This is a genomic window from Streptomyces caeruleatus (assembly GCF_001514235.1).
GTDB lineage: Bacteria > Actinomycetota > Actinomycetes > Streptomycetales > Streptomycetaceae > Streptomyces > Streptomyces caeruleatus.
This window is the reverse complement of the sequence record NZ_KQ948925.1, coordinates 458,485-478,973: the sequence shown is the minus strand read 5'-3', so window position 1 is coordinate 478,973 and position 20,489 is coordinate 458,485. Positions and strand designations below refer to the sequence as shown.

The 20,489-nt window shown below is 71.5% G+C and carries 20 protein-coding genes; 10 read left to right on the top strand and 10 right to left on the bottom strand.

What is annotated here, in order from left to right; genetic code table 11:
* Positions 1 to 18: 18 nt before the first annotated feature.
* A complete protein-coding gene (locus tag AQJ67_RS49045; RefSeq protein ID WP_062717167.1) occupies positions 19 to 714 on the top strand; it encodes a hypothetical protein in 696 nt (231 codons plus the stop codon).
* A gap of 56 nt (positions 715 to 770) precedes the next feature.
* Here the strand turns inward: AQJ67_RS49045 and AQJ67_RS07000 are convergent, their stop codons facing one another.
* Entirely contained in the window at positions 771 to 1,748 is a 978-nt protein-coding gene (locus AQJ67_RS07000; RefSeq protein WP_062717166.1) for a LysR family transcriptional regulator, read from the bottom strand.
* Between the two features lie 78 nt (positions 1,749 to 1,826).
* Here AQJ67_RS07000 and AQJ67_RS06995 point away from each other — a divergent pair, with 78 nt between their 5' ends.
* The 3 genes from AQJ67_RS06995 to AQJ67_RS06985 are packed head-to-tail and all read left to right on the top strand — an operon-like array spanning position 1,827 to position 4,620.
* Positions 1,827 to 2,522: a type 1 glutamine amidotransferase domain-containing protein gene (locus tag AQJ67_RS06995; protein ID WP_062717165.1), complete on the top strand. Its 696-nt coding sequence runs from the start codon at positions 1,827 to 1,829 to the stop codon at positions 2,520 to 2,522.
* Between the two features lie 47 nt (positions 2,523 to 2,569).
* Positions 2,570 to 4,081, top strand: coding sequence for a purine-cytosine permease family protein (locus AQJ67_RS06990; protein WP_062717164.1), 1,512 nt, complete (start codon positions 2,570 to 2,572; stop codon positions 4,079 to 4,081).
* Positions 4,078 to 4,620 (top strand): cysteine hydrolase family protein, encoded by a 543-nt coding sequence (locus tag AQJ67_RS06985; protein WP_062717163.1) that lies wholly within the window; start codon positions 4,078 to 4,080, stop codon positions 4,618 to 4,620. Before AQJ67_RS06990 ends, AQJ67_RS06985 begins: the two co-directional genes overlap by 4 nt.
* A 13-nt stretch (positions 4,621 to 4,633) precedes the next feature.
* Here AQJ67_RS06985 and AQJ67_RS49040 read toward each other — a convergent pair whose 3' ends face one another.
* Entirely contained in the window at positions 4,634 to 4,801 is a 168-nt protein-coding gene (locus AQJ67_RS49040; protein WP_244190396.1) for a peptidoglycan-binding domain-containing protein, read from the bottom strand.
* Between the two features lie 856 nt (positions 4,802 to 5,657).
* Entirely contained in the window at positions 5,658 to 6,989 is a 1,332-nt protein-coding gene (locus AQJ67_RS06980; RefSeq protein ID WP_062717162.1) for a phosphoribosyltransferase family protein, read from the bottom strand.
* Between the two features lie 214 nt (positions 6,990 to 7,203).
* Here AQJ67_RS06980 and AQJ67_RS06975 point away from each other — a divergent pair, with 214 nt between their 5' ends.
* Positions 7,204 to 7,605 (top strand): SseB family protein, encoded by a 402-nt coding sequence (locus AQJ67_RS06975; RefSeq protein ID WP_062717161.1) that lies wholly within the window; start codon positions 7,204 to 7,206, stop codon positions 7,603 to 7,605.
* A gap of 137 nt (positions 7,606 to 7,742) precedes the next feature.
* On the top strand, positions 7,743 to 8,597 hold the full coding sequence (gene pqqB, locus AQJ67_RS06970) for a pyrroloquinoline quinone biosynthesis protein PqqB (protein WP_244190376.1): 855 nt from the start codon (positions 7,743 to 7,745) through the stop codon (positions 8,595 to 8,597).
* Positions 8,598 to 8,631: 34 nt separating this feature from the next.
* On the opposite strand, the gene AQJ67_RS06965 is transcribed toward pqqB, so the two are convergent.
* The 6 genes from AQJ67_RS06965 to AQJ67_RS06940 form a co-directional block, all read right to left on the bottom strand.
* Complete coding sequence (locus AQJ67_RS06965; RefSeq protein WP_062717160.1) at positions 8,632 to 9,021, bottom strand: MarR family winged helix-turn-helix transcriptional regulator; 390 nt, start codon at positions 9,019 to 9,021, stop codon at positions 8,632 to 8,634.
* A 76-nt stretch (positions 9,022 to 9,097) separates the two neighbouring features.
* Positions 9,098 to 9,448 carry a VOC family protein gene (locus AQJ67_RS06960; RefSeq protein ID WP_062717159.1) on the bottom strand — a complete coding sequence of 117 codons (351 nt, stop codon included), beginning with the start codon at positions 9,446 to 9,448 and terminating at the stop codon, positions 9,098 to 9,100.
* A gap of 164 nt (positions 9,449 to 9,612) precedes the next feature.
* Positions 9,613 to 10,644: a LacI family DNA-binding transcriptional regulator gene (locus AQJ67_RS06955; RefSeq protein ID WP_062717158.1), complete on the bottom strand. Its 1,032-nt coding sequence runs from the start codon at positions 10,642 to 10,644 to the stop codon at positions 9,613 to 9,615.
* Complete coding sequence (locus AQJ67_RS06950; RefSeq protein WP_062717157.1) at positions 10,641 to 11,549, bottom strand: carbohydrate ABC transporter permease; 909 nt, start codon at positions 11,547 to 11,549, stop codon at positions 10,641 to 10,643. The genes AQJ67_RS06955 and AQJ67_RS06950 overlap by 4 nt, the downstream gene beginning before the upstream one ends.
* The gene (locus AQJ67_RS06945; RefSeq protein ID WP_208614913.1) at positions 11,546 to 12,532 is read right to left on the bottom strand and encodes a carbohydrate ABC transporter permease; all 987 of its coding nucleotides are present in this window, start codon (positions 12,530 to 12,532) and stop codon (positions 11,546 to 11,548) included. Before AQJ67_RS06945 ends, AQJ67_RS06950 begins: the two co-directional genes overlap by 4 nt.
* On the bottom strand, positions 12,529 to 13,857 hold the full coding sequence (locus tag AQJ67_RS06940; RefSeq protein ID WP_062717155.1) for an extracellular solute-binding protein: 1,329 nt from the start codon (positions 13,855 to 13,857) through the stop codon (positions 12,529 to 12,531). The genes AQJ67_RS06945 and AQJ67_RS06940 overlap by 4 nt, the downstream gene beginning before the upstream one ends.
* 185 nt (positions 13,858 to 14,042) lie before the next feature.
* On the opposite strand from AQJ67_RS06940, the gene AQJ67_RS06935 reads away from it, so the two are divergent.
* The 3 genes from AQJ67_RS06935 (at position 14,043) to AQJ67_RS06925 (ending at position 18,234) form a co-directional block, all read left to right on the top strand.
* Positions 14,043 to 16,064, top strand: coding sequence for a beta-galactosidase (locus tag AQJ67_RS06935; RefSeq protein ID WP_062717154.1), 2,022 nt, complete (start codon positions 14,043 to 14,045; stop codon positions 16,062 to 16,064).
* Between the two features lie 111 nt (positions 16,065 to 16,175).
* Complete coding sequence (locus tag AQJ67_RS06930) at positions 16,176 to 17,744, top strand: glycoside hydrolase family 53 protein (RefSeq protein WP_062717153.1); 1,569 nt, start codon at positions 16,176 to 16,178, stop codon at positions 17,742 to 17,744.
* A gap of 202 nt (positions 17,745 to 17,946) precedes the next feature.
* Positions 17,947 to 18,234 (top strand): helix-turn-helix domain-containing protein, encoded by a 288-nt coding sequence (locus tag AQJ67_RS06925; protein ID WP_062717500.1) that lies wholly within the window; start codon positions 17,947 to 17,949, stop codon positions 18,232 to 18,234.
* A gap of 33 nt (positions 18,235 to 18,267) precedes the next feature.
* Here the strand turns inward: AQJ67_RS06925 and AQJ67_RS06920 are convergent, their stop codons facing one another.
* Entirely contained in the window at positions 18,268 to 19,185 is a 918-nt protein-coding gene (locus AQJ67_RS06920) for a ribonuclease BN (RefSeq protein WP_079055815.1), read from the bottom strand.
* 270 nt (positions 19,186 to 19,455) lie between these two features.
* Here AQJ67_RS06920 and AQJ67_RS06915 point away from each other — a divergent pair, with 270 nt between their 5' ends.
* Complete coding sequence (locus AQJ67_RS06915) at positions 19,456 to 20,418, top strand: SMP-30/gluconolactonase/LRE family protein (RefSeq protein WP_062717152.1); 963 nt, start codon at positions 19,456 to 19,458, stop codon at positions 20,416 to 20,418.
* Positions 20,419 to 20,489: the final 71 nt, after the last annotated feature.

Sequence of the window (20,489 nt, the reverse complement as noted above, 5' to 3'; positions counted from 1 at the left end):
GACGAGGGCGTTGAGGTCTTGGTCTCTCGTATCGACTGGAGCAGCGGCGACGCGGACCAGGTGGTCACCGCCGCCGAGAAGAAGGACACGGCGAAGGAACGGACCGGCACCGACCCGGCCGCCAAGCCCCGGTCGTCGGCCGCGCCGGACGAGAAGGACTCCGACGGGGGCCCCGACGTCGTCTACCTTCCCCCGCCCGGCGACTCCGGGAGCGGCGGCGGTTCCGGCGGCGGATCCGGCACCGGGGGTTCCGGTACGAGCGGCGGCACGAGCTCGAACAGCGGCGGTACGCAGGGCTCCCCGCGGTCGACGGACTCCTCGCCCCAGCAGTCGGCCCCGTACCTCTGGTCCGACGGCAGCGTGAACTCGGCGGATGACAACGGCTACTGGGACGAGAGCGTCGTCACCGTGAAGTCCACCAAGGCCCTCAGCAGCCTCAAGGTGGTCGTCAAGATCAGCCAGACCGGCGGCGTCGCCAGCACGGGCGCCTGGACCTCCCTGGGCGACAAGGTGACGGTGCACACCGGGGGGACCAGCGGCGAGCTGGACTACCTGGTGACGCTGAATGCCGGCATCACGCTGGACCCCGGCACCTATGTCCTCAAGTTCCAGTACAACCACGACAAGGGCATCCGTTCGGCGGGCGCCGACCGCTACAACGTGACCGCCACCTCCACCGCCTCGGTCACCGAGTTCCGCAAGGGCGGCTTCTGAGCCGACGTGTGCGGCCGCGCGGGATGCCCCACGCGGCCACGCGCGTGCCTGGTGCCTCACCCGTCGCGCAGGACCTCCAGCAAGTGGTCCCGGACCAGGGCGACATGCGGGTTCCCGGACGAGCCCGGGCGCTGGACGAGGAATGCGGTGTTGATGGGCGGATCGTCCGGGTCGTGCAGCAGGACCAGCGCGCCCGAGGCCAGCTCGGCGGCGCACAGGTAGCGGGGGAGCACGCTGAACCCCGTACCGCCCGCCACCGCCGCCTTCACCGCGTTCAGGTCGGGCATGGTGACCGCCGGGTGGCACACCAGCCGCTTGCCGAAGACATGACGCCAGTAACGGCGCACGATCGGCACGTCCTCGGCGTAGGCGACCAGCGGCACGCCGTGCAGCGCGGCGGCCCCCTCGGCGGCGATCCGCGCCGGCCCGCCGACACGCTCCGCCCACGAGGGGGCCGCGACCAGCACGAACTCCTCGTCCGCCAGCGGCACCGAGGCCAGGGCACGGCCACGCGGCCGGTAGGTGGCGACCACCAGGTCGTAACGGCCCGCCCGCAGCTCCTCCAGCAGCGGCTCGGTCAGTCCGGGCGTGACGCGCAGCCGTACGCCCCGGTCGACCAGGGCAGCGAGGCCGGGCATGACACGGTGGGTGAGCAGCTCGGCCGGACCGCCGAGATGCACCGGTTCCGCGGGGTGGACCTCGGCGGGGCCGCCCGGCCGCCCCGTGACGACGGCGAGGGCGTCCAGCGGCTCGACGATCCTCGCGGCGAGCTCGTCCGCGTAGGGAACCGGGGCGACACCGCGCGCCAGACGCTGGAACAGCTCGCGGTCCAGCTGCCGCTCCAGCGCCCGGATCTGGGTGGTGACCGTAGGCTGGGACAGACCCAGCAGACGCGCGGCGGCGGTGAAGGAGCCCGTGCGGTACACGGCGAGGAACGTGCGCAGCAGATTCAGGTCGACCTGCGCCGTACCGCCCGGCCGGGCTCTCTCCGCCTCGCCTCCCGCCGGCTCCCCATTGGAATCCCTATGTCTCATATGTGTGAGCCTATTGGATTCCAATGGCAGGACGCGCGTACGGTCGGAACACCACCCCTCCTCCCGAAAGAGCACCCCATGTCGAAGATCCTGTTCGTGATGACCGGCTCCGACCACTGGACCCTGGCCGACGGCACCAAGCACCCCACCGGCTTCTGGGCCGAGGAGGCCGTCGCCCCCTACGAGGCGTTCAAGGCCGCCGGTCACGAGGTCGTCGTGGCCACGCCGGGCGGCGTCGTACCGCCCGTCGACCAGGGCAGCCTCGCGCCCGAGTTCAACGACGGCCAGGAGAACGCCGACCGGGTGGCCGCCGTACTCGATTCGATGACCGAGCTGCGGCAGCCGGTCCGCCTGGCGGACGTGGACCTCGACGACTACGCCGCCGTCTTCTACCCCGGCGGCCACGGACCGATGGAGGACCTGGCCGTCAACGCCGACTCCGGAAAGCTGCTGACCGAGGCCCTGGAGGCCGGCAAGCTCCTGGGCGTCGTCTGCCACGGCCCCGCGGCCCTGCTCGCCGCCACCAGGGCCGACGGCACCAACGCCTTCGCAGGCTCCAGGGTGGCCGCGTTCACCAACGCCGAGGAGACCCAGTCCGGCTTCGCCGACCGGGCCAAGTGGCTGCTGCAGGACCGGCTCACCGAAGCCGGCGTGCAGGTCCAGGTGGGCGAGCCGTGGGCGCCGTGCATCGTCGTCGACGGCAACTTGGTCACCGGCCAGAACCCCGCCTCCGCCGGCCCGCTCGCCGTCGAACTGCTGAAGAAGCTGGGCTGAGCGGCCTCCGTCTTCCCCGGCCGGGCCAGCGGTGCGACGATGCCGGGATGATCACACCGCCGGACCCACGCGACGACCGTCCCCCGGGCCGAAAGCTCCAGGTCGAGACCCATGGCCTCGACGTGATCGCCGACACCGAGCGCAAAGGCACTGCGCGCACCCTGTTCTGGCCCTGGTTCGGCGCCAACGTGTCGATCCTGGGCCTGAGTTACGGAGCCTTCGCGCTCGGATTCGGGATCTCCTTCTGGCAGGCGCTCGTCGCCGGCGTCCTCGGCATCGTCTTCTCGTTCCTGCTGTGCGGGTGCGTCGCGGTGGCCGGAAAGCGGGGCTCGGCGCCGACGATGGTGCTCGGCCGCGCCGCGTACGGGGTGCGCGGCAACCGGCTGCCGTCGGTGATCTCCTGGGTCCTCACCGTCGGCTGGGAGACGGTGCTCTGCGCCCTGGCCACCATGGCCACGGCGACCGTGTTCGGGCGACTCGGCTGGGGCGGCGGCACCGGGACCAAGGTGGTCGCGCTCGTCCTGGTCGGGGCGCTGACCGTCGTCGTCGGAGTCATGGGCTTCGACCTGATCATGCGGCTCCAGACCGTGATCACCGTGGTCACGGGCGCGCTCACGCTCGTCTACGTCGCCCTCGTGGCCGACCACGTCCACTGGTCCACCGTCAGCGCCGTGCCGGCGGGCTCCGCACAGGAGTTCATCGGGGCGCTCGTCTTCATGATGACCGGCTTCGGCCTCGGCTGGGTCAACGCGGCCGCCGACTACTCCCGCTACCTGCCGCGCACCGCGTCCGGCCGGGGCGTGATCGCCTGGACCACGTTCGGCGCCTCCCTGGCCCCGCTGCTCCTGCTGGTCTTCGGCCTGCTGCTGGCCGCTTCCGCCACCGACCTCAACACGGCCGTCGCCGCCGACCCGATCGGCGCGCTGACGACGATCCTGCCGACCTGGTTCCTGGTCCCCTTCGCCGTCGTCGCCGTCCTCGGCCTCGTCGGCGGCGCCGTCCTCGACATCTACTCCTCCGGTCTCGCCCTGCTCTCGGCGGGCCTGCGCGTGCCCCGCTACGTGGCCGCGCTGCTCGACGGCGTCCTGATGATCGCGGGCTCCGTCTACATCGTGTTCGTCGCCGACGACTTCCTCGGCCCGTTCATGGGCTTCCTCACCACCCTCGGCGTCCCCATCGCCGCCTGGTGCGGCATCATGCTCGCCGACGTGGCACTGCGCCGCCGCGACTACGACGAGCCCGACCTCTACCGCCCGACCGGCCGCTACGGCGACGTCCCGCTCACCCCGCTGCTCCTGACCCTCACGGCCACCGTGCTCGGCTGGGGCCTGGTCACCAACTCGACGGCGAACTGGCTGGACTGGCAGGGCTATCTCCTCGGCCCCCTGGGCCTGGGCGGCCGGTCCGGCGCCTGGGCGTACGCCAACCTCGGCGTCCTGGCGGCCCTAGCGCTCGGCTTCCTCGGCACCCTGCTGCTGCGGCGCGGACGCGTCCGCGCACAGGAGGCGCAGGCACCGAGCCCACGCAGCCCCGCGGCAACCGAAGGGGCGACGCCATGACACCCGGGTGGCTCACCGTCATCGACATGCAACGCGTCTTCGCCGACCCCGACAGCCCATGGGCCACCCCACGATTCGCCGAAGCGGCCGCGGGCGTACGACGCCTCCTGCCGGCCTTCGGAAACCGGGTCACGTTCACCCGCTTCGTGGCACCGGGCACACCGGAAGGCGCCTGGCGGGCGTACTACGAGCGCCACCCCTTCGCCCTGCAACCGCCCTCAGCCCAACTCTGGGAACTGACGGACGAGTTCGCGCCCCACGCCCGGCACGTACTGGACGCCCCCACCTTCGGCAAGTGGACCCCCGAACTCGCCCGGCACGCCACCACCGAGGGCCGCCTGGTCCTCACCGGCGTCAGCACCGACTGCTGCGTCCTCTCCACGGCCCTGGCGGCCGCCGACGCCGGTATCGAGGTCCTGGTCCCCGCCGACGCCTGCGCGGGAGCGGACGACGACTCGCACGCCAAGGCGCTGCATGTGCTGGACCTGTACCGGCCGTTGATCCGGGTGACCACGGTCGCCGAGGTGTTGCAGGGCTGACACCCGGCCGGCCTCACGGCTGCGACGTCTCCGATTCGAGCGACGTACGAGTCGCCGCGCCGTACACCCCGGACTCGTCGCCGAGGACGACTCGGGTGAGCTGGTAGGTGCGGACCGCGTTCTCGACCTCGCGGTCGAAGTCGCCGTCGACGCCGCCTCCGTAGAGGCCGGCCTGGCGCAGGCGGAGCTGGAGTTCGGTGACTTCCGGGCCCTGGTCGCCGCGGCGCAGGACCGGAGGCCGGCCCTCCGCGTCGGTCGGGGCGGGGGCGGGGCCGGTGGTCGCGCCCGGACCGGAGGGCGGTGCGGTCGGGGTGGCGGTGGGGGCGGTCGGCGGGGCGGGGGTGTCGGAAGGAGCCGCACTGCGGGAGGGGGGCGGGCTCTGGGACGGTGACGCGGGGGCCGTACCCGCTGACTGTCCCTCGGGTGAGGTGCCGTCCTGGGTGGAGGCGTCCGGGACGGGTGCCCGTACGTCGTCGGAGGCCGCCCGGTCCCGCGAGGGGCCGTCGTAGCGGAACAGCCCGCCCAGGAAGGCGCCCGTCAGCAGGACGGCCAGGGTGGCTCCCGCGCCGGTGGCGAGGAGAGCGCGGCGCCTGCGCCGGGGGCCCTCCCGGGGGCCGTCCGGGTCGGGGGCGGACGTCGGATCTGCCGGCGCCGGGGTGTGGGAGCGTCGTCCGTGTCCACCAACTCCCTTGGCTTCTGCGGGAGTTCCTCCCCGGACGGCCGCGGTGTCCCGGCGTCGTCACCGAGCTCCACGAACGGTCGTATCCGTACCGGATCGAAGTCCTCCGCGGCCGCGGCCTCCGCCGTGCGTGCGTCGCGACGGGCCTCGGACGCACGGTGGGCGCAGGAGCAGGCGGGAGTCCCGTCCGAAGCCCGGGGCGTACCGCACTCCGGGCAGACGGGGCCGTTCGGTCGACTCACGTAAGGGTCCCTCTCCGTACGGGATCCAGAGTTTGGGCATATGTTCCGCACATATTCTCCATGCCCCCCGGATGTCGGTGGAAGCGGGGCCCGCGGACCGTGCGGAACAAGCCGCCTCAGGCCGACCGGCGCGGTGGCGTACCCGGTGTCCCCGTGGTGGCCGGCCGCTCGACATGGGCGGTGAACCAGTCGCGGGCCAGTTCGGCGACCGTGGTGAGGGTGCCGGGCTCCTCGAAGAGGTGGGTGGCGCCGGGGACGACGGCGATGCGGTGCTCGCAGTGCATCCGGTCGGCGGCGAGCCGGTTGAGGCTGAGGACCTGGGTGTCGCGGCTGCCGACGATGAGCAGGGTCGGAGCCCGGAGCTGGGTCAGCGCGGCCGGAGTCGCCAGGTCGGGGCGGCCGCCGCGGGAGACGACCGAGCCGATCCCGGAACCGGACAGCGCGGCCGCCTCCAGCGCGGCGGCGGCCCCGGTACTGGCGCCGAAGTAGGCGACGGGCAGCCCGGTTTCACGACGCAGCCACAGCGACGCGGCGTGCAGTCGGCGGGCCAGCAGGAAGATGTCGAAGACGTTGTGCCGGTCGTGCGCCTCGTCGTCGGTGAGCAGGTCGAGCAGCAGGGTGGCCAGACCGGCGCGGTTGAGGGCGGTCGCGACGTACCGGTTGCGCGGGCTGTGCCGGCCGCTGCCACTGCCGTGCGCGAACGCCACCGCGGCCGGGGCGCCGTCGGGCACGACCAGACGCGCGCCCAGCTGGGCTCCGGCGGCCGGGATCAGCACCTCGCGGTTCGGGGGCTCGGCCGCCGTGGGGGAGGGGGACCGGGCGGCCGCCGCGAGCAGGGACGTCACCTCGTCGTCCGGGACCTGGGCGAAGTGCCGGTACCAGGCCCCCACCGAGCCGAGCACCTCCGGCGTCCGCGGGCACACCACCTCGTCGGCCACCCGCGCCAGCCGGGCCACGCTGTGGGCAGGTCCGACGGGCACCGCCAGCACGATCCGGGCCGCGCCCTGACCCCGTACGACCCGACAGGCCGCCTCGGCCGTGGCACCGGTGGCGAGACCGTCGTCCACCACGACCGCCGTGCGCCCGGCTACCGGCAGCGCCGGCCGTCCCTGCCGGTAGCTCCGCACCCGCCGGTCCAGCTCGGCCCGCTCGGCCGCCTCGACGGCCTCCTGCTCCGCCGCCTCCACCCTGGCCTCCGCGATCACGTCACGGTTGAGAACGCGGACCCCGCCCTCACCGATCGCCCCGAATCCCCACTCCGGCTGCCGCGGCACCCCCAACTTGCGCACCACCAGCACATCCAGCGGGGCGCCCAGCCGCCGCGCCACCTCGGCCGCCACCGGCACCCCGCCCCGCGGCAGCCCCAGCACCACCACATCCGGGCCGCGCAGCTCCGCCAGCCCCTCGGCCAGCAGCTCACCGGCCGCCCTGCGGTCGTCGTAACGCATACACGCCTCCCGCGCCCACGAGGACGGGAGCCTGTCCCTTCCCTTCAGGCTACGACTGTTCGCCGTGGCCCCGGGGCTCGGCGACATCCGGTCGGTACCCCACCCGTCGTTGCCCTGAGAGACGCCGGGATCCCCTGGACAGTCACAGGAATGCCCTGCTCCGGATCGGGTACGTGAGCAGGACCGCACCAACGCCGCTACCAGGGGATCTGCCATGGAGACACCAGCGAACGACAACACCGCCACGCCGGCCCGGCGTGCGCTGGACGCGCTGGCCGGGAACAGCGAGGACTCGGCGGCGATGGACACGCTCGCCAGCAGTGACGTCCTCGTCCCCGTGCCCGACGACGTCACCGAACAGGACGCCACCGACCCCGGCGCCGTGGCGCTGCCGGTCATCGAACGCCCGGGCGGGGAGCCCGTCGTCCCCGTCTTCACCTCCGAACCCGCGATGGCGGAACTGCTGCCCTTCGTCTCCCGCTACCGCCTGGTCCCACTGGGCGCCCTCGCCTCCCAGTGGCCGGCCGACGACCTGGCGCTGACCATAGACGCCGGCTCCTCGCACCCGCTGACCCTGACATCGGAGGGCGTACGGACACTGCTGGCCCGCCCCTAGGCCCGGTCCGGCGCGACACCCCCGCCCCCCGCCACCGCCCGGCGAAGGTCGGCCGGAACTGCTCCCTGCCACAGGTGGTTCGGCCGTACGGAGAGGGAAGATCCCACCGGGAGGCCGGCGCGAGAGGGTGGGGGGTCGTGGTGAGGGTCGTCCTGCTCGGCACCGCCGCCGGAGGCGGAATCCCGCGATGGAACTGCGCCTGTCCGCGCTGCGCGGCCGCCCGGGACGGCAAGCTGCCCGCCCGCGCCCCGGAATGCGCGGCCGTCACCGGGAACTCCCGTGACTGGTGGCTGCTGAACGCCTCGCCGGACATCCGCGTCCAGCTCACCGCCGCCCCCGCCCTGTGGCCCCGCGCCCGGCGCACCCCGGTACGGGGCGTGCTGCTGACCGACGCCGAGCCCGATCACGTGGCGGGCCTGGCCGTGCTGCGCGAGACGCCGGGGCTGAAGACCTACGCAGCCCCACCGGTGCTCACCGCCCTGACCCCGGCACGGGTGGCCCTGCATCGCCATGCCCCGTGGGAGTGGGCGGACAGCCTCGCGGAGGGCGGGTTCGTGCTGGCCGGCGGGCTGGTCGTGACGGCCCACCCCATGGCGGGCGAGGCGCCGGCGTACGTGCCGGCCAAGGCGTCGGACGACCGTTGGGTGACGGCGTACCGGATCGAGGATCTGGCGACGGGGGGTGTCCTCGTGTACGCGCCCCGCGTGGGCGCCTGGACCCCGGTACTGGACGACCTGATCGAGACGGCGGACTGCGTGGTCCTGGACGGCACGCACTTCGCCACGGACGCGTCGGCGCGGGACGGCCGCCATCTGTCTGTTTCGGGGTCGGCCGGCAGCCTCGCCGCCCTGACCCGGCACCCGCACGCCCGTCGGATCTACACCCACCTGGCCGACACCAACCCGCTGCTCGACCCCGCCTCGGCGGCCTGCGCACGGGTGGCCGAGGCGGGTGTCGAAGTGCTGCCGGACGGGGCCGGATTCGTGCTCTAGGGCCACTTTCGCAACAGGCCCCAGCAGCCCGGCATCAGCCGTTCAGCATCCGGGCGAGGACGGCGCGCTGGAGCGGCAGGACCTCCGCGTGCAGATCACGCCCCTTGCGGGTGAGGGCGACGTAGACACCGCGCCGGTCCTCCGCGCAGACGGAGCGCTCCACCAGGCCGTCCTTCTCCAGCCGCCCGATGAGGCGGGACAGCGCGCTCTGGCTGAGATGGACCCGTCCGACCAGGTTCTGCACCCGGCACTGCCCGCCCTCCTCGGGCGTCGCCGACGCGAGGATGTCGAGCACCTCGAAGTCGCTCGCGCCGAGCCCGTGCGGGTGCAGTACACGGTCGATCTCGGTCATCGTGCGCGCGTGTACGGAGAGGATGTCCCGCCAGCGGTCCTCGAGTCCGGCGTCGGCCGTCTTCACTGCCATACCGGCACGGTAGCACCGATTCAGCCATTTATTGACTGTGCAACTAGTGCGTGCGCAACCAGTTCGGCACGGGCCCTCAGCCGGTCGGGTCCTGGAGCAGCCCCACGAGGTTGCCGTCCCCGTCCTTCACGGACGCGATGAGCCGGCCGCCGCCGACGTCGTGCACGTCCTGGAGCGTCTCGGCGCCCGCTTCCAGCAGGGCCGCGAGGGTCGTCCTGATGTCGTCGACGTGCCAGTAGGGGACCGGGCCGGTCATGCCCTTCGCGTGGCCGTTGGGGTCGAGACCGACGTCCTGTCCGGCGTCCTTGAAGCCGACGTAGTACGGCTCGTCCGCATACGGTTCCGTGCCCAGCAGGGCCCTGAACAGGGCCTTCGTCCGGTCGAGGTCCTTGACGGGGTAGATGATCGTGGTGACTCCGGCGGTCATGACGTACTCCTGACGTGACGTGTGTGCCGACGGGTTCTCGTCGGTGGTTTCACGCTAGGGCGGGGGAGCGGTGGCGGGCTTCTCGATTCCTGACCGGTCGCACGACGAGGGCGCGCCCACGGCCGGATCACCGTGGAGCGCGCCCTCGCGGTCCGTACGCGTCGTTACGTCGACTCCCGCTTCACCAGTTCCGTCGGCAGGATCACCGCCGCCGGGTCCTCACCGCCGATCTGCGCGAGCAGCAGCCGCACCATCTCGGCGCTGATGCGGTCGTAGGGCTGGCGAACCGTCGTCAGGGCGGGCGTGGCCTCCGTCGCCGCGCTGGAGTCGTCGAAGCCGCCCACGGACACGTCCTCGGGCACCCGGCGGCCCGCCCGGCGCAGCGCGGTCAGGGCGCCCTGCGCCATCAGGTCGGAGGCCACGAACAGGGCGTCCATGTCCGGGGCCCGCGCGAGCAGCCGCTCGGTGCCCGCCTCGCCGCTGGCGCGGCTGTAGTCGCCGGAGACGACGAGCCGCTCGTCGATCTCGACGCCCGCTTCCGTGAGGACCTCCTTGTAGCCGGCGAGGCGGTCGACACCGCCCGGAGTGTCCAGCGGACCGCTCACCATGCCGATCCGGCGGCGGCCCAGCGACAGCAGGTGGCGCACCATGTCACGGGCACCGTCCCGGTCGTCGGCGGCCACGTAACTCACCTTGGCACCGAGCCCCATGGGCTTGCCGCACTGGACGAGGGGCACCCCCGCCTCACGCAACTCCTCGGCCACCGGGTCCCCGGAGTGGCTGGACACCAGCAGCACCCCGTCGACGTGCCCCGCCGTGATGTACCGCGTTATCCGCCGTCGTTCGTCCCGCGTGCCCGCCAGCATCAGCAGCAGCGGGATGTCGTGCGCCGCGAGCGCCTGTGTGCAGCCGCTCAGCAGGACATTGAAGTTGGGGTCCTCGAAGAACCGCTCCTGCGGCTCGGTCAGCAGGAAGCCGATCGAGTCCGAACGCCCCGTGATCAGCGAGCGGGCGTGCCGGTTGACGACGTAACCCGTCCTGCGGATCGCCGCGTTGACCGCCTCCTGGGCGGTCGGGCTGACGTAGTGCCCGCCGTTGAGCACCCGCGAGACCGTGCCCCGTGAGACTCCGGCCTCGCGCGCCACGTCGTGGATCGTCGGCGGCTTGCGTCGGCCCCCCGTGTTGCTCATGGTCATGACTTTACGGCCCCGGAGAGCAGATCCAGGCTCCAGAACCGCTGGATGACCAGGAACAGCACGACCAGCGGGATGACCGCGAGGAACGCGCCGGTGATCACCAGCGTGTACAGCGCGGGAGTGTTGGCACCCTGTTCGAGAAGAGTGAACAGACCCAGCGTGATCGGGAACTTCTCGTCGTCGCTGAGCATGATGTACGGCAGCAGGAAGTTGTTCCAGATCGCCACGAACTGGAACAGGAACACCGTCACCATGCCGGGCACCATCATCGGCAGCGCGACCCGCGAGAAGATCCGCCACTCGCTCGCCCCGTCCATCCGCCCGGCCTCCACCACATCGGCGGGGACGGCGGCGGCCGCGTAGATCCGCGAGAGGTAGACGCCGTACGGCGACAGGAGCTGCGGCAGCAGCACGCCCAGGTAGGAGTCCGTGAGGTCCACCTTCGCCAGCAGCAGGTACTGCGGGATGGCGAGGATCACCGGCGGCATCAGCACACCCGCCAGCAGCACGTTGAAGAGCGTCTCGCGGCCGGGGAAGCGGTAGATCGCCAGCGCGTAGCCGCTGAACGCCGAGACGGCCGTCGACAGCAGCGCGCCGAGACCGGCGTACAGGGCGGAGTTGCCCATCCACTCCCAGTACACGCCGTCGCGGTAGGCGCTCAGGTCCGAGAAGTTGTCGGCGAAGCCCGTGCCCGGCAGGAAGGTGAACGTCGAGAACAGCTCGCTGCCGGACTTGGTCGCCGCGATCACCACCCAGGCCACGGGGAGCAGGCAGTACAGCGCGCCGAGCAGCAGGGTGACCGTCGGGATCAGTGCGATCCGGCGGCGCAGCGGAGGGCGGTTCTGGACGGTGCCGGGTGCGGCGCCGGCGGCGGTGTCGGCCTTGCCGACGGCAAGAGAACTCATCGTGCACCTTCTTGACTGACGTCCCGCTTGTTGCGACGGTTCGCGGCCCGCAGGAAGCCGAAGGACAGCAGCAGCGTCGCCACGGCGATGATCGTGGCCTGGGCGGCCGCCGCGTAGATGTCGCCCTTGCCGAAGGCGTCCTGGTACACCTTCATCAGCGGACTCCAGGTCGTGGACACGGAGTTGGTGAGCGGCTTCAGGGTGGTCGGCTCGCTGAACACCTGGAGCGTGGCGATGATCGAGAAGAAGAACGTCAGCACCAGCGAGGGCGCCACCATCGGGATCTTGATCTTCAACGCGATCTGGAGCGGCGTGGCGCCGTCCAGCTTGGCCGCCTCGTACACCTCGGCCGGGATCGCCTGCAACGAGGTGTATATGACGATCATGTTGAAGCCGGTGCCGCCCCAGACCGCGATGTTGGACAGGGCGAGATACAGCGGCCCGCCGTCCAGCAGGTCCGGCTGCGGCAGACCCAGCCTCTCCAGCACGTAGTAGAAGGGGCTGACGTCCGGCAGGTACAGGAAACCCCACAGCAGCGCGGCCACCACGCCGGGGATGGCGTACGGCAGGAAGATAGCGAGCCGGGTGAAGGGCGCGAGCCGCACCTTGTCGGAGTCGAGCATCAGGGCGAAGAGCAGGGCGAGCCCGAGCATCACCGGCACGACGATGCAGCCGTAGCCGAGGACGCGCAGCGCGCCGCCGACCAGCTCGCTGTCGGTCAGGGCGTCGGTGTAGTTCTCCAGGCCGGCCCAGACCTCCTTGCGGGCGCCGGAGCCGAGCCCGAGCCCGGAGACCTTCACCTTGTGGAAGCTGAGCCAGACCGCGTAGCCGATGGGCAGTGCGAAGAAGAGCAGGAAGAGGACTGTTGCGGGGAGGAGGAAAAAATAGGGGGCGCTTCGCGCTCGTTTGAGGGTGGTGGTGGGAGACGGGTGGGCGTACGGGGCCCCCTTCACCCCGTGCGCCCTCCGGCTGGTGCTGGTCACTCGGAGACCTCGAAGCCCTGCTTCTTGAGGTCGGCGACCGTGTCGTCCTGCATGGCCTTCAGGGCGGCGACGAAGTCCGACTTGTCCTTGGCGGCCTTGCCGAAGGCGTCCTTGAAGGTCGTGTAGGCGACGTTCACGTTCGGGCCCCAGGCCGACGGGGCCGTGGACTCGGCGATCTCGGCGGCCTTCGTGTAGAAGTCCGGCTGGTTGGAGAAGTAGTCCGGCGGCGTGGTGAAGGCGCCGCTGAGCTGGGCCGACGTGGAGGCCGGGTAGATACCGCTCTCCTTGGCCAGCGCGTTGAGAGCGTCGCCGTCGGTGTTCAGCCAGGCGGCGAACTTGGCGGCGGCCGCCTTGTTCTTGGAGTCCGTCGTCACGGCGGTGGAGGAACCGCCCCAACTGCCGGTGACGTTCTCCGACTGCGACCACTGCGGCAGCGGGGCCATGGCCCACTTGCCCTTGGTGTCGGGCGCGGCCGTGGTCAGCGTGCCCGGCGCCCACACGGCGCTGACCCAGGCGATCTGCTTGCCCGTGTTGAGTGCCTTGTTCCAGGCCGGCGTGTACATCGGCTGGTCGTCGACGGCGCCCTCCTTGACGAGGTCACCCCAGAACTTCGCGACCTTCCGGGAGGCGGCGTCGTCGATGCCGACCTTCCACTTGTCGCCGGACGTCGTCCACCACTTGGCGCCGGCCTGCTGGGCCAGACCCGCGAAGAGGCCGGAGTCGTTGGCGGAGAACGTGGTCAGGTCCGTGTCGGGGGACTTCTTCTTCAGTGCGCGGGCGGTCTCGGCGAACTGCTCCCAGGTGCTCGGGACCGTCAGGCCGTACTTCTTGAAGAGGTCCTGGCGGTAGTAGAACATCATCGGCCCGATGTCCTGCGGGACCGCGTAGACCGAGTCCGTGCCCAGCGTGGTCTGCTGCCAGACCCCCTCGGCGAACTTGCCCTTCGCGTCGCCGACCTCGTCGGCTATGTCCGCGACGGCGTCATTGCTGACCAGCGTCGGCAGCGCCTGGTACTCGGCCTGGACCAGGTCCGGGGCCTTGCCGGCCTTGTGCGCGGTGAGGATCTTGGTGACCAGCGTGTCGCCGGACGCCTGCTTCTTCACCGTGACGGTGATCTGGTCCTTCTTGCCCGGGCCCTTGTTCCACAGGTCGACGACCTTGTCCATGCCCGGCGTCCAGGTCCAGTACGTCAGCGAGACCGGACCCGACGAGTCCTCCCCGGCGTCTTCGGAGCCGCAGGCGGCGAGGGCGGTGGCGCCGAGGGCGGCGGCGACACAGGTGGCCGCAGTTCTGAAAGCGAGTCGCCGACGCTTCGTGATGGGCATGGATCTCTCCCCTGACCTGGGGCCTCCGCCTGCTGCGAGGGCCCGCCATGCTTCTGTGAGCGTTCACAGTAGAGAAACATCCCGGCCACTTGTCAATGGTTGTTGCTGTGCGGTTATGTTGGGCTCGCACCGCCGATTCGATGTGTGCACGTTCCCAAATGATCGAAACCAAACGGGAGAGATCCATGCCGGAGACCACGCCCAGGGGCCTCACCAGGCTCGCCTTCGGCGGGGACTACAACCCCGAGCAGTGGCCGGAAAGCGTCTGGCAGGAAGACGTCCGGCTGATGCGGGAGGCCGGCGTCACGATGGTGAGTGTCGGGATCTTCTCCTGGGCCCTGCTGGAGCCCTCACCCGGCGTATACGACTTCGGCTGGCTGGACCGCCTGTTCGACCTGCTGCACGAGAACGGCGTCCGCGTCGACCTGGGTACGCCCACCGTCTGCCCGCCGGTCTGGTTCTACCGCGCCCACCCCGAGGCGCTGCCCGTGACGGCGGAGGGCGTGCGCTACGAGTTCGGCTCCCGCGCCGCCATCTGCCACAGCAACACCGACTACCGCGCGGCCGCCGCGAGCATCACCACCCGGCTCGCCGAACGCTACGGCGACCACCCGGCGCTCGCGATGTGGCACGTGCACAACGAGTACGGCGTCCCCGTCTCCGCCTGCTACTGCGACTCCTGCGCCGCGCACTTCCGCCGCTGGCTGGCGGACACCTACGGCACCGTCGACGCGCTCAACGAGGCCTGGGGCACCGCGTTCTGGGGTCAGCGCTACACCGACTTCGAGCAGATCAACCCGCCGCGCGCGACCCCGACGGCCGTCAACCCGTCCCAGGCGCTGGACTACAAGCGGTTCGCCGACGCCACCATGCGCGAGAACTTCCGCATGGAGCGGGACATCCTCCACCGCCTCTCGCCCGGCGTCCCGGTCACCACCAACTTCATGACGGCCCTCAGCCAGTGCGACTCCGTCGACTACTGGGCCTGGGGCCGTGAGGTCGACATCGTCACCAACGACCACTACCTGATCACCGACGGCCGCCGCACCCACGTCAACCTCGCGATGGCCGCCGACCTCACGCGGTCCGTCGCCGGGGGAGCGCCCTGGATCCTCCTGGAGCACTCCACCTCCGGCGTCAACTGGCAGGCCCGCAACCCGGCCAAGGCCCCCGGCCAGATGGCCCGCAACTCCCTCGCCCATGTGGCGCGCGGCTCCGAGGGCGCCCTGTTCTTCCAGTGGCGGCAGTCCCGGCGCGGCGCCGAGAAGTTCCACTCGGCGATGGTCCCGCACGGCGGCACCGACACCCGCGTGTGGCGTGAGGTCGTCGAACTCGGCGCCGCTCTCGACTCGTTGAGCACGGTCCTCGGCACCCGCACCCAGGCCGACGTCGCGATGCTGTGGGACTGGCACTCCTGGTGGGCGCAGAACCTCGACTGGCGGCCCAGCGAGGACCACGACCCGCGCGAGCGCGCCGACGCCTTCTACGAGGTGCTCTACGACCGCCACCTCACGGTCGACTTCGCCCACCCGGAAGCCGACTTGTCGGCTTATCCCCTGGTCGTGGTTCCCGCGCTGTACCTGATGACGGACGCGGCCGGCCACAACCTGCGCCGGTACGTGGAGAACGGCGGCACCCTCGTCGTGTCGTACTTCTCCGGCATCGTCGACGAGCACGACGCCGTGCACGAGGGCGCCTACCCCGGACCGCTGCGGGACGCCCTCGGTCTGACGGTCGAGGAGTTCGCGCCGCTGCTGAAGGACCAGTTGGTGCGCATCACCGGCCCGGACGGCTCCGAGCTCAGCGGCGACGTGTGGACCGAGTTCGTCGTCCCGCGCGGCGCCGAGACCGTCTGGACGTACGCCGACGGCCTGACCGCCGGCCACCCCGCCGTCACCCGGCACCGCCTCGGCGAGGGCACCGCCTGGTACGTCTCCACCCGGCTCGGCGCCGAGGGCCTCGACGCGCTGCTGGGCTGGGCGATCGAGGACGCGCAGGTCGCCCCGCGTGTCGACCTGCCCCGTGACGTCGAGGTGGTGCGCCGTGCCGGCGAGTCGGGCAGCTACCTGTTCGCCCTCAACCACACCGGGACGCACGCCAAGGTGCCGCTGGAGGCACCCGGCACCGAGCTGCTGACCGGCGAACGCGCCGCGGGCCGTATCGAGGTTCCCGCGGGAGCCGTCCGGGTCGTCCGACTCGACGGCTGAGCCGACTCCCCTCCGCCCGCGCGTGCCACGAGCCGCGGGCGGAGGGGCTCCTCACCGGCCCAGGTGAGGGAAGTCCCCAACCCACTTATGTCGAAGGGACGACGGACGACGATGTTCCATCCCAGACGCACCCTCCGAGCCCTGCTGCTGCCGCTCGCAGCCGGTCTCGCCCTGACCGCCCTGCCCGCGCAGACCGCCTCGGCGGCGAGCACGCTGACCAACGGCGGTTTCGAGTCCGACGGCACCGGCACCGCGACGCCGGCCGGCTGGTCGACGTACTCGGCGGCCGGGCAGAACTCCGCCTCCTTCACCGAGGCCGGTGGCCACGCCGGAAGTTACCGCCTGACCCACTACGCGTCCTCCGCCTACAAGGTGGAGACGTTCCAGTACCTGTCCGGGCTGACCAACGGCAACTACAAACTCACCGCCTGGGTCCGCTCCGGCGGCGGCCAGAACTCGGCGTACATAGCCCTGAAGAACTGCGGTGGCGCGGAGCAGCGCACCGACTTTCCGGTCTCGGCGAGCGGCTGGATCCGTATCGTCGTGCCGGTCAACGTGACCAACAACCAGTGCACGATCAGCGTCAACAGTGACGCGAACGCCGGCAACTGGATCAATGTCGACGACCTGACCTTCGCGTCCGGCACGGGCGGCACCTCCATCCACGGCGCCGACATCTCCTCCCTCGCCAAGAGCGAGGCCAAGGGCGGCGTCTACAAGAACAGCTCCGGCACGACCGGTGACGCGGTCACCATCCTGAAGAACGCCGGCATGAACTACGCGCGTCTGAAGGTCTGGGTCAACCCGGCCGACGGCTACAACAACAAGACGCGCGTCCTCGCCATGGCCAAGCGGATCAAGGCGTCCGGCATGAAGCTGCTGGTCGACTTCCACTACTCGGACATCTGGGCCGACCCGGGCGCCCAGAGCAAGCCGGCCGCGTGGGCGGGGCACTCGTACAGTCAGCTCAGGACCGACGTGTACGACCACACGTACGACGTGCTGAACGCGCTGAAGGCTCAGGGCACCACCGCCGACATGGTCCAGGTGGGCAACGAGATCAACGGCGGCATGCTGTGGAACGAGGGCTCCACGAGCAACTTCTCGCAGCTCGCCGGACTGCTCAACTCGGGCTACGACGCGGTCAAGGCGGTCAACTCGTCCACCACGGTCGCCCTGCACCTCGCCAAGGGCGGTGACCTGTCCGGCACCCGCTGGTGGTTCGACAGCGCCGTCTCGAACGGCGTGAAGTTCGACGCGATCGGCCTGTCGTACTACGGCTACTGGCACGGCTCGCTCTACGACTTCCAGACGACCCTGGACGACGCGGCCTCCCGCTACGGCAAGCCCGTCTTCGTCGCCGAGACGGCCTACCCGTTCCGGCTGGACAGCGAGGACGCGCACGAGGAGATCATCAACACCACGGGTGAGCTGGTCTCGGGCTACCCGGCGAACACGGCCGGGCAGCGCCGCTGGATGAACGACGTGACGAGCATCGTGGAGGCCGTCCCGAACGGCCGCGGCCTCGGCGTCTTCTACTGGGAGGCGACCTGGACCGCCGTCTCCGGCAACGGCTGGGACCCGACCGACGCCGCCTCCGGCAACGGCTGGGAGAACCAGGCGCTGTTCGGCTACGACGACAAGGCGCTCTCGTCGATGGCGTGGTTCAGCCACCGGTGAGTCCGCCGAATCCGCCGAGTCGGTGAACAAGGGGCCCGGTCGCACGCCTGCGACCGGGCCTCGCCGCGTCCGGGGCGAACGACCCCATGTCGTACGGCCGTTCGGTACCGGACAAGGCTCGAAGAGTCCCGGACAGGGCTGCCTCGGCTGCGGGACAGTGGGAGGACGCGTGACGACGCGGCCCGACGAAGGGGGGGACGACATGCTGAGGACTCCCGCCGGCACAGCCCGCCTGGACATCCTTCAATGGCTGAAGGACCCGGTCGCGCACTTCCCGAAGCAGCGGCACGGCGACCCGGCCGAGGACGGCGTCCCCGCGTCCGCCGTGGCCGCGAAGCTCGGCGTACCGCGCAAGGTCGCCGAGACCCACCTCACCCTCCTCGTGAACCTCGGCCTGCTGCGCACCAAGCGGATCAGGCGGCGCCTGCACTACCGCCGCGACGACATGCGGATCGCCGAGGTCGCCCGCGTGTTTGAGAAGGGCTGGTAGCGGCGCTGCCCGGACGGGGTCCCGCAGTCGCCTCTACTCGGACACACCGGGCTGCGCAGGATCCGCGGAAGCGCCCGACGACCCTCGCCCGCGCTGCCGTCGTCCGGGGGCCGCGCGGTCCGGCTTCCCGGCGTCCGCGCGGTCCGGCTTCCCGGCGTCCGTGCGGTCCCGGTCGTCGACATCCCCGAACCGCTCGCACAGCAGCCGGCCCAGCAGCGCCCCGCCGTAGACCACGAACCCCACCCCGACCAGCCAGGACTCCACCACCAGGACGGTCCCGACGGGGCCGTAGCTGATCGCGTTGGTGACGAGCAACGGGGTGAACACCAGGTACGAGAACCAGCGCAGCCCGACCAGCCCCGCCATGGTGGCAATCGCACCGGGCAGCAGATACCGCCAGCGCACCTCACAGAGCAGGAAGTGCGGCCCCCACCAGAAGAACAGCACGCCCACCGCCGTGCTCAGCAGGATGCGGGGTGTGCCGTGCAGCAGGGTCCGGGTCTGCACCTGCGCGTACACATACGCCATGAGCATGATCAGCCAGACCGTCTGCCGCCACACCCGGTGCCAGGGTCCGGCGGGCAGCCGCCAGATCCGCTCGTAGCCGTTCTGGACGCTGGCGCCGAAGGCCACACCGAACACCGCGAGCAGGGCCACGCTCAGCGCACTGGTCGTGCTGACCACCTTGCGGGGCGGAGTGAAGACCTGCGAGAGGGCGCGGGCCGACCTTCCGGACAGGTCCATGCCGTCCACCAGCCACAGGGCGAACCCGCCGCGCCCCAGGGGATCGACGGCCGCCACCACGATCAGCAGCGGAGCCAGCGTGACCAGGGAGAGCGCGGCGAACCCCATGGCCCGGTGCAGCAACTCCAGCTCCTTGCCGCGCCGGTAGAGCTCCGCGAGCCCCACCCGGTGCCAGGCCGTGTGCGGCCAGAAGTGCCGGACGTTCAACTCGGCCGCCGTAGGTCACGGGCCCCTCTACCGGGGCGCCGGTCCACACACCACCGGGGCGGACGTGACATACGACCACCCTCTCTCGCCTGTTGTGCGCGCCTGGCCGAGTGGCCAGGGGACGTTCCTCGTAAACCGTGACACACCGCTCGCGTACCCGGGCGGATGACACGGCACGGTCCGGGTACCCGGGCGCGCGTCGCCGTGACATGCGCACTACGGTGCGTGCCTGGCAGGAGCGGTTGTCGCGCACCGAAGGAGAGGCCTTTCATGGACCGTCCCACCGAGCTCGTCCCGCGCCGGTACGTGGCGATCGGCGCCCGCGGCCCGGAGGACGTGGTCGCCGATGCCCGGGGCCGGGTGCTCACCGGCGTCGAGGACGGCCGCATCCTGCGCCTCGACGGCCTGACGGACTCCGCCGGGGCCCGGGTCGAGGTGCTCGCCGAGACCGGCGGGCGACCGCTCGGCCTCGAACTCCTTGCGGACGACGCCCTGTTGGTGTGCGACGCGGAACGAGGACTGCTCCGCGTCGACCTCACCGACGGCACCGTACGCGTCCTCGCCGACTCGGTGGCGGGAGAGCCGCTGCGGTTCTGCAGCAACGCGGTGGCCCTGCCCGACGGCAGCGTCTGCTTCACCGTGAGCAGCCGCCGCCACCCCCTGGACCACTGGATCGGCGACCTCGTCGAACACACGGCGACCGGCCGGCTCCTGCGCCTGGCCCCCGGCAGCGACACCCCCGAAGTCCTCCTGGACGGCCTCCAGTTCGCCAACGGCCTCGCCCTGAGCGCCGACGGTTCCTTCCTGGTCGTCGCCGAGACGGGCGCGTGCCGCCTCACCCGCTACTGGCTCACCGGCCCTCGCGCCGGCCGGAGCGAGCCCTTCGTCGAGAACCTGCCGGGCATGCCGGACAACCTCTGGCGCGGCGCCCCGGACGGCCCGATCTGGGTGGCGCTGGCCGGCCCGCGCGTCCCCCCGCTCGACCTCCTGCACCGCGCCGCCCCCGCCGTACGCCGCACCGCCGCACGCGTCGCCGTGCGCGCGCCCTTCCGCCCCACGGGCACGATCGGCGTCCTCGCGGTCGACGACACCGGTCAGGTCGTGCACCACCTGGCCCGCCGGCACTCCCGCTTCCGGATGGTCACCAGCGTGTGCGAGAGCGGCGACCGGCTGATCCTGGGCAGCCTGTGGGAGCGGGGCGTCGCGGTGTGCGAGGCACCCGTACCGAAATGAGCCCGGCGTACGCTGTTGACCGGCCGCGATCACCACGCCAGGTGCGGTGAGGCGGTCCAGGCAGGAGACGT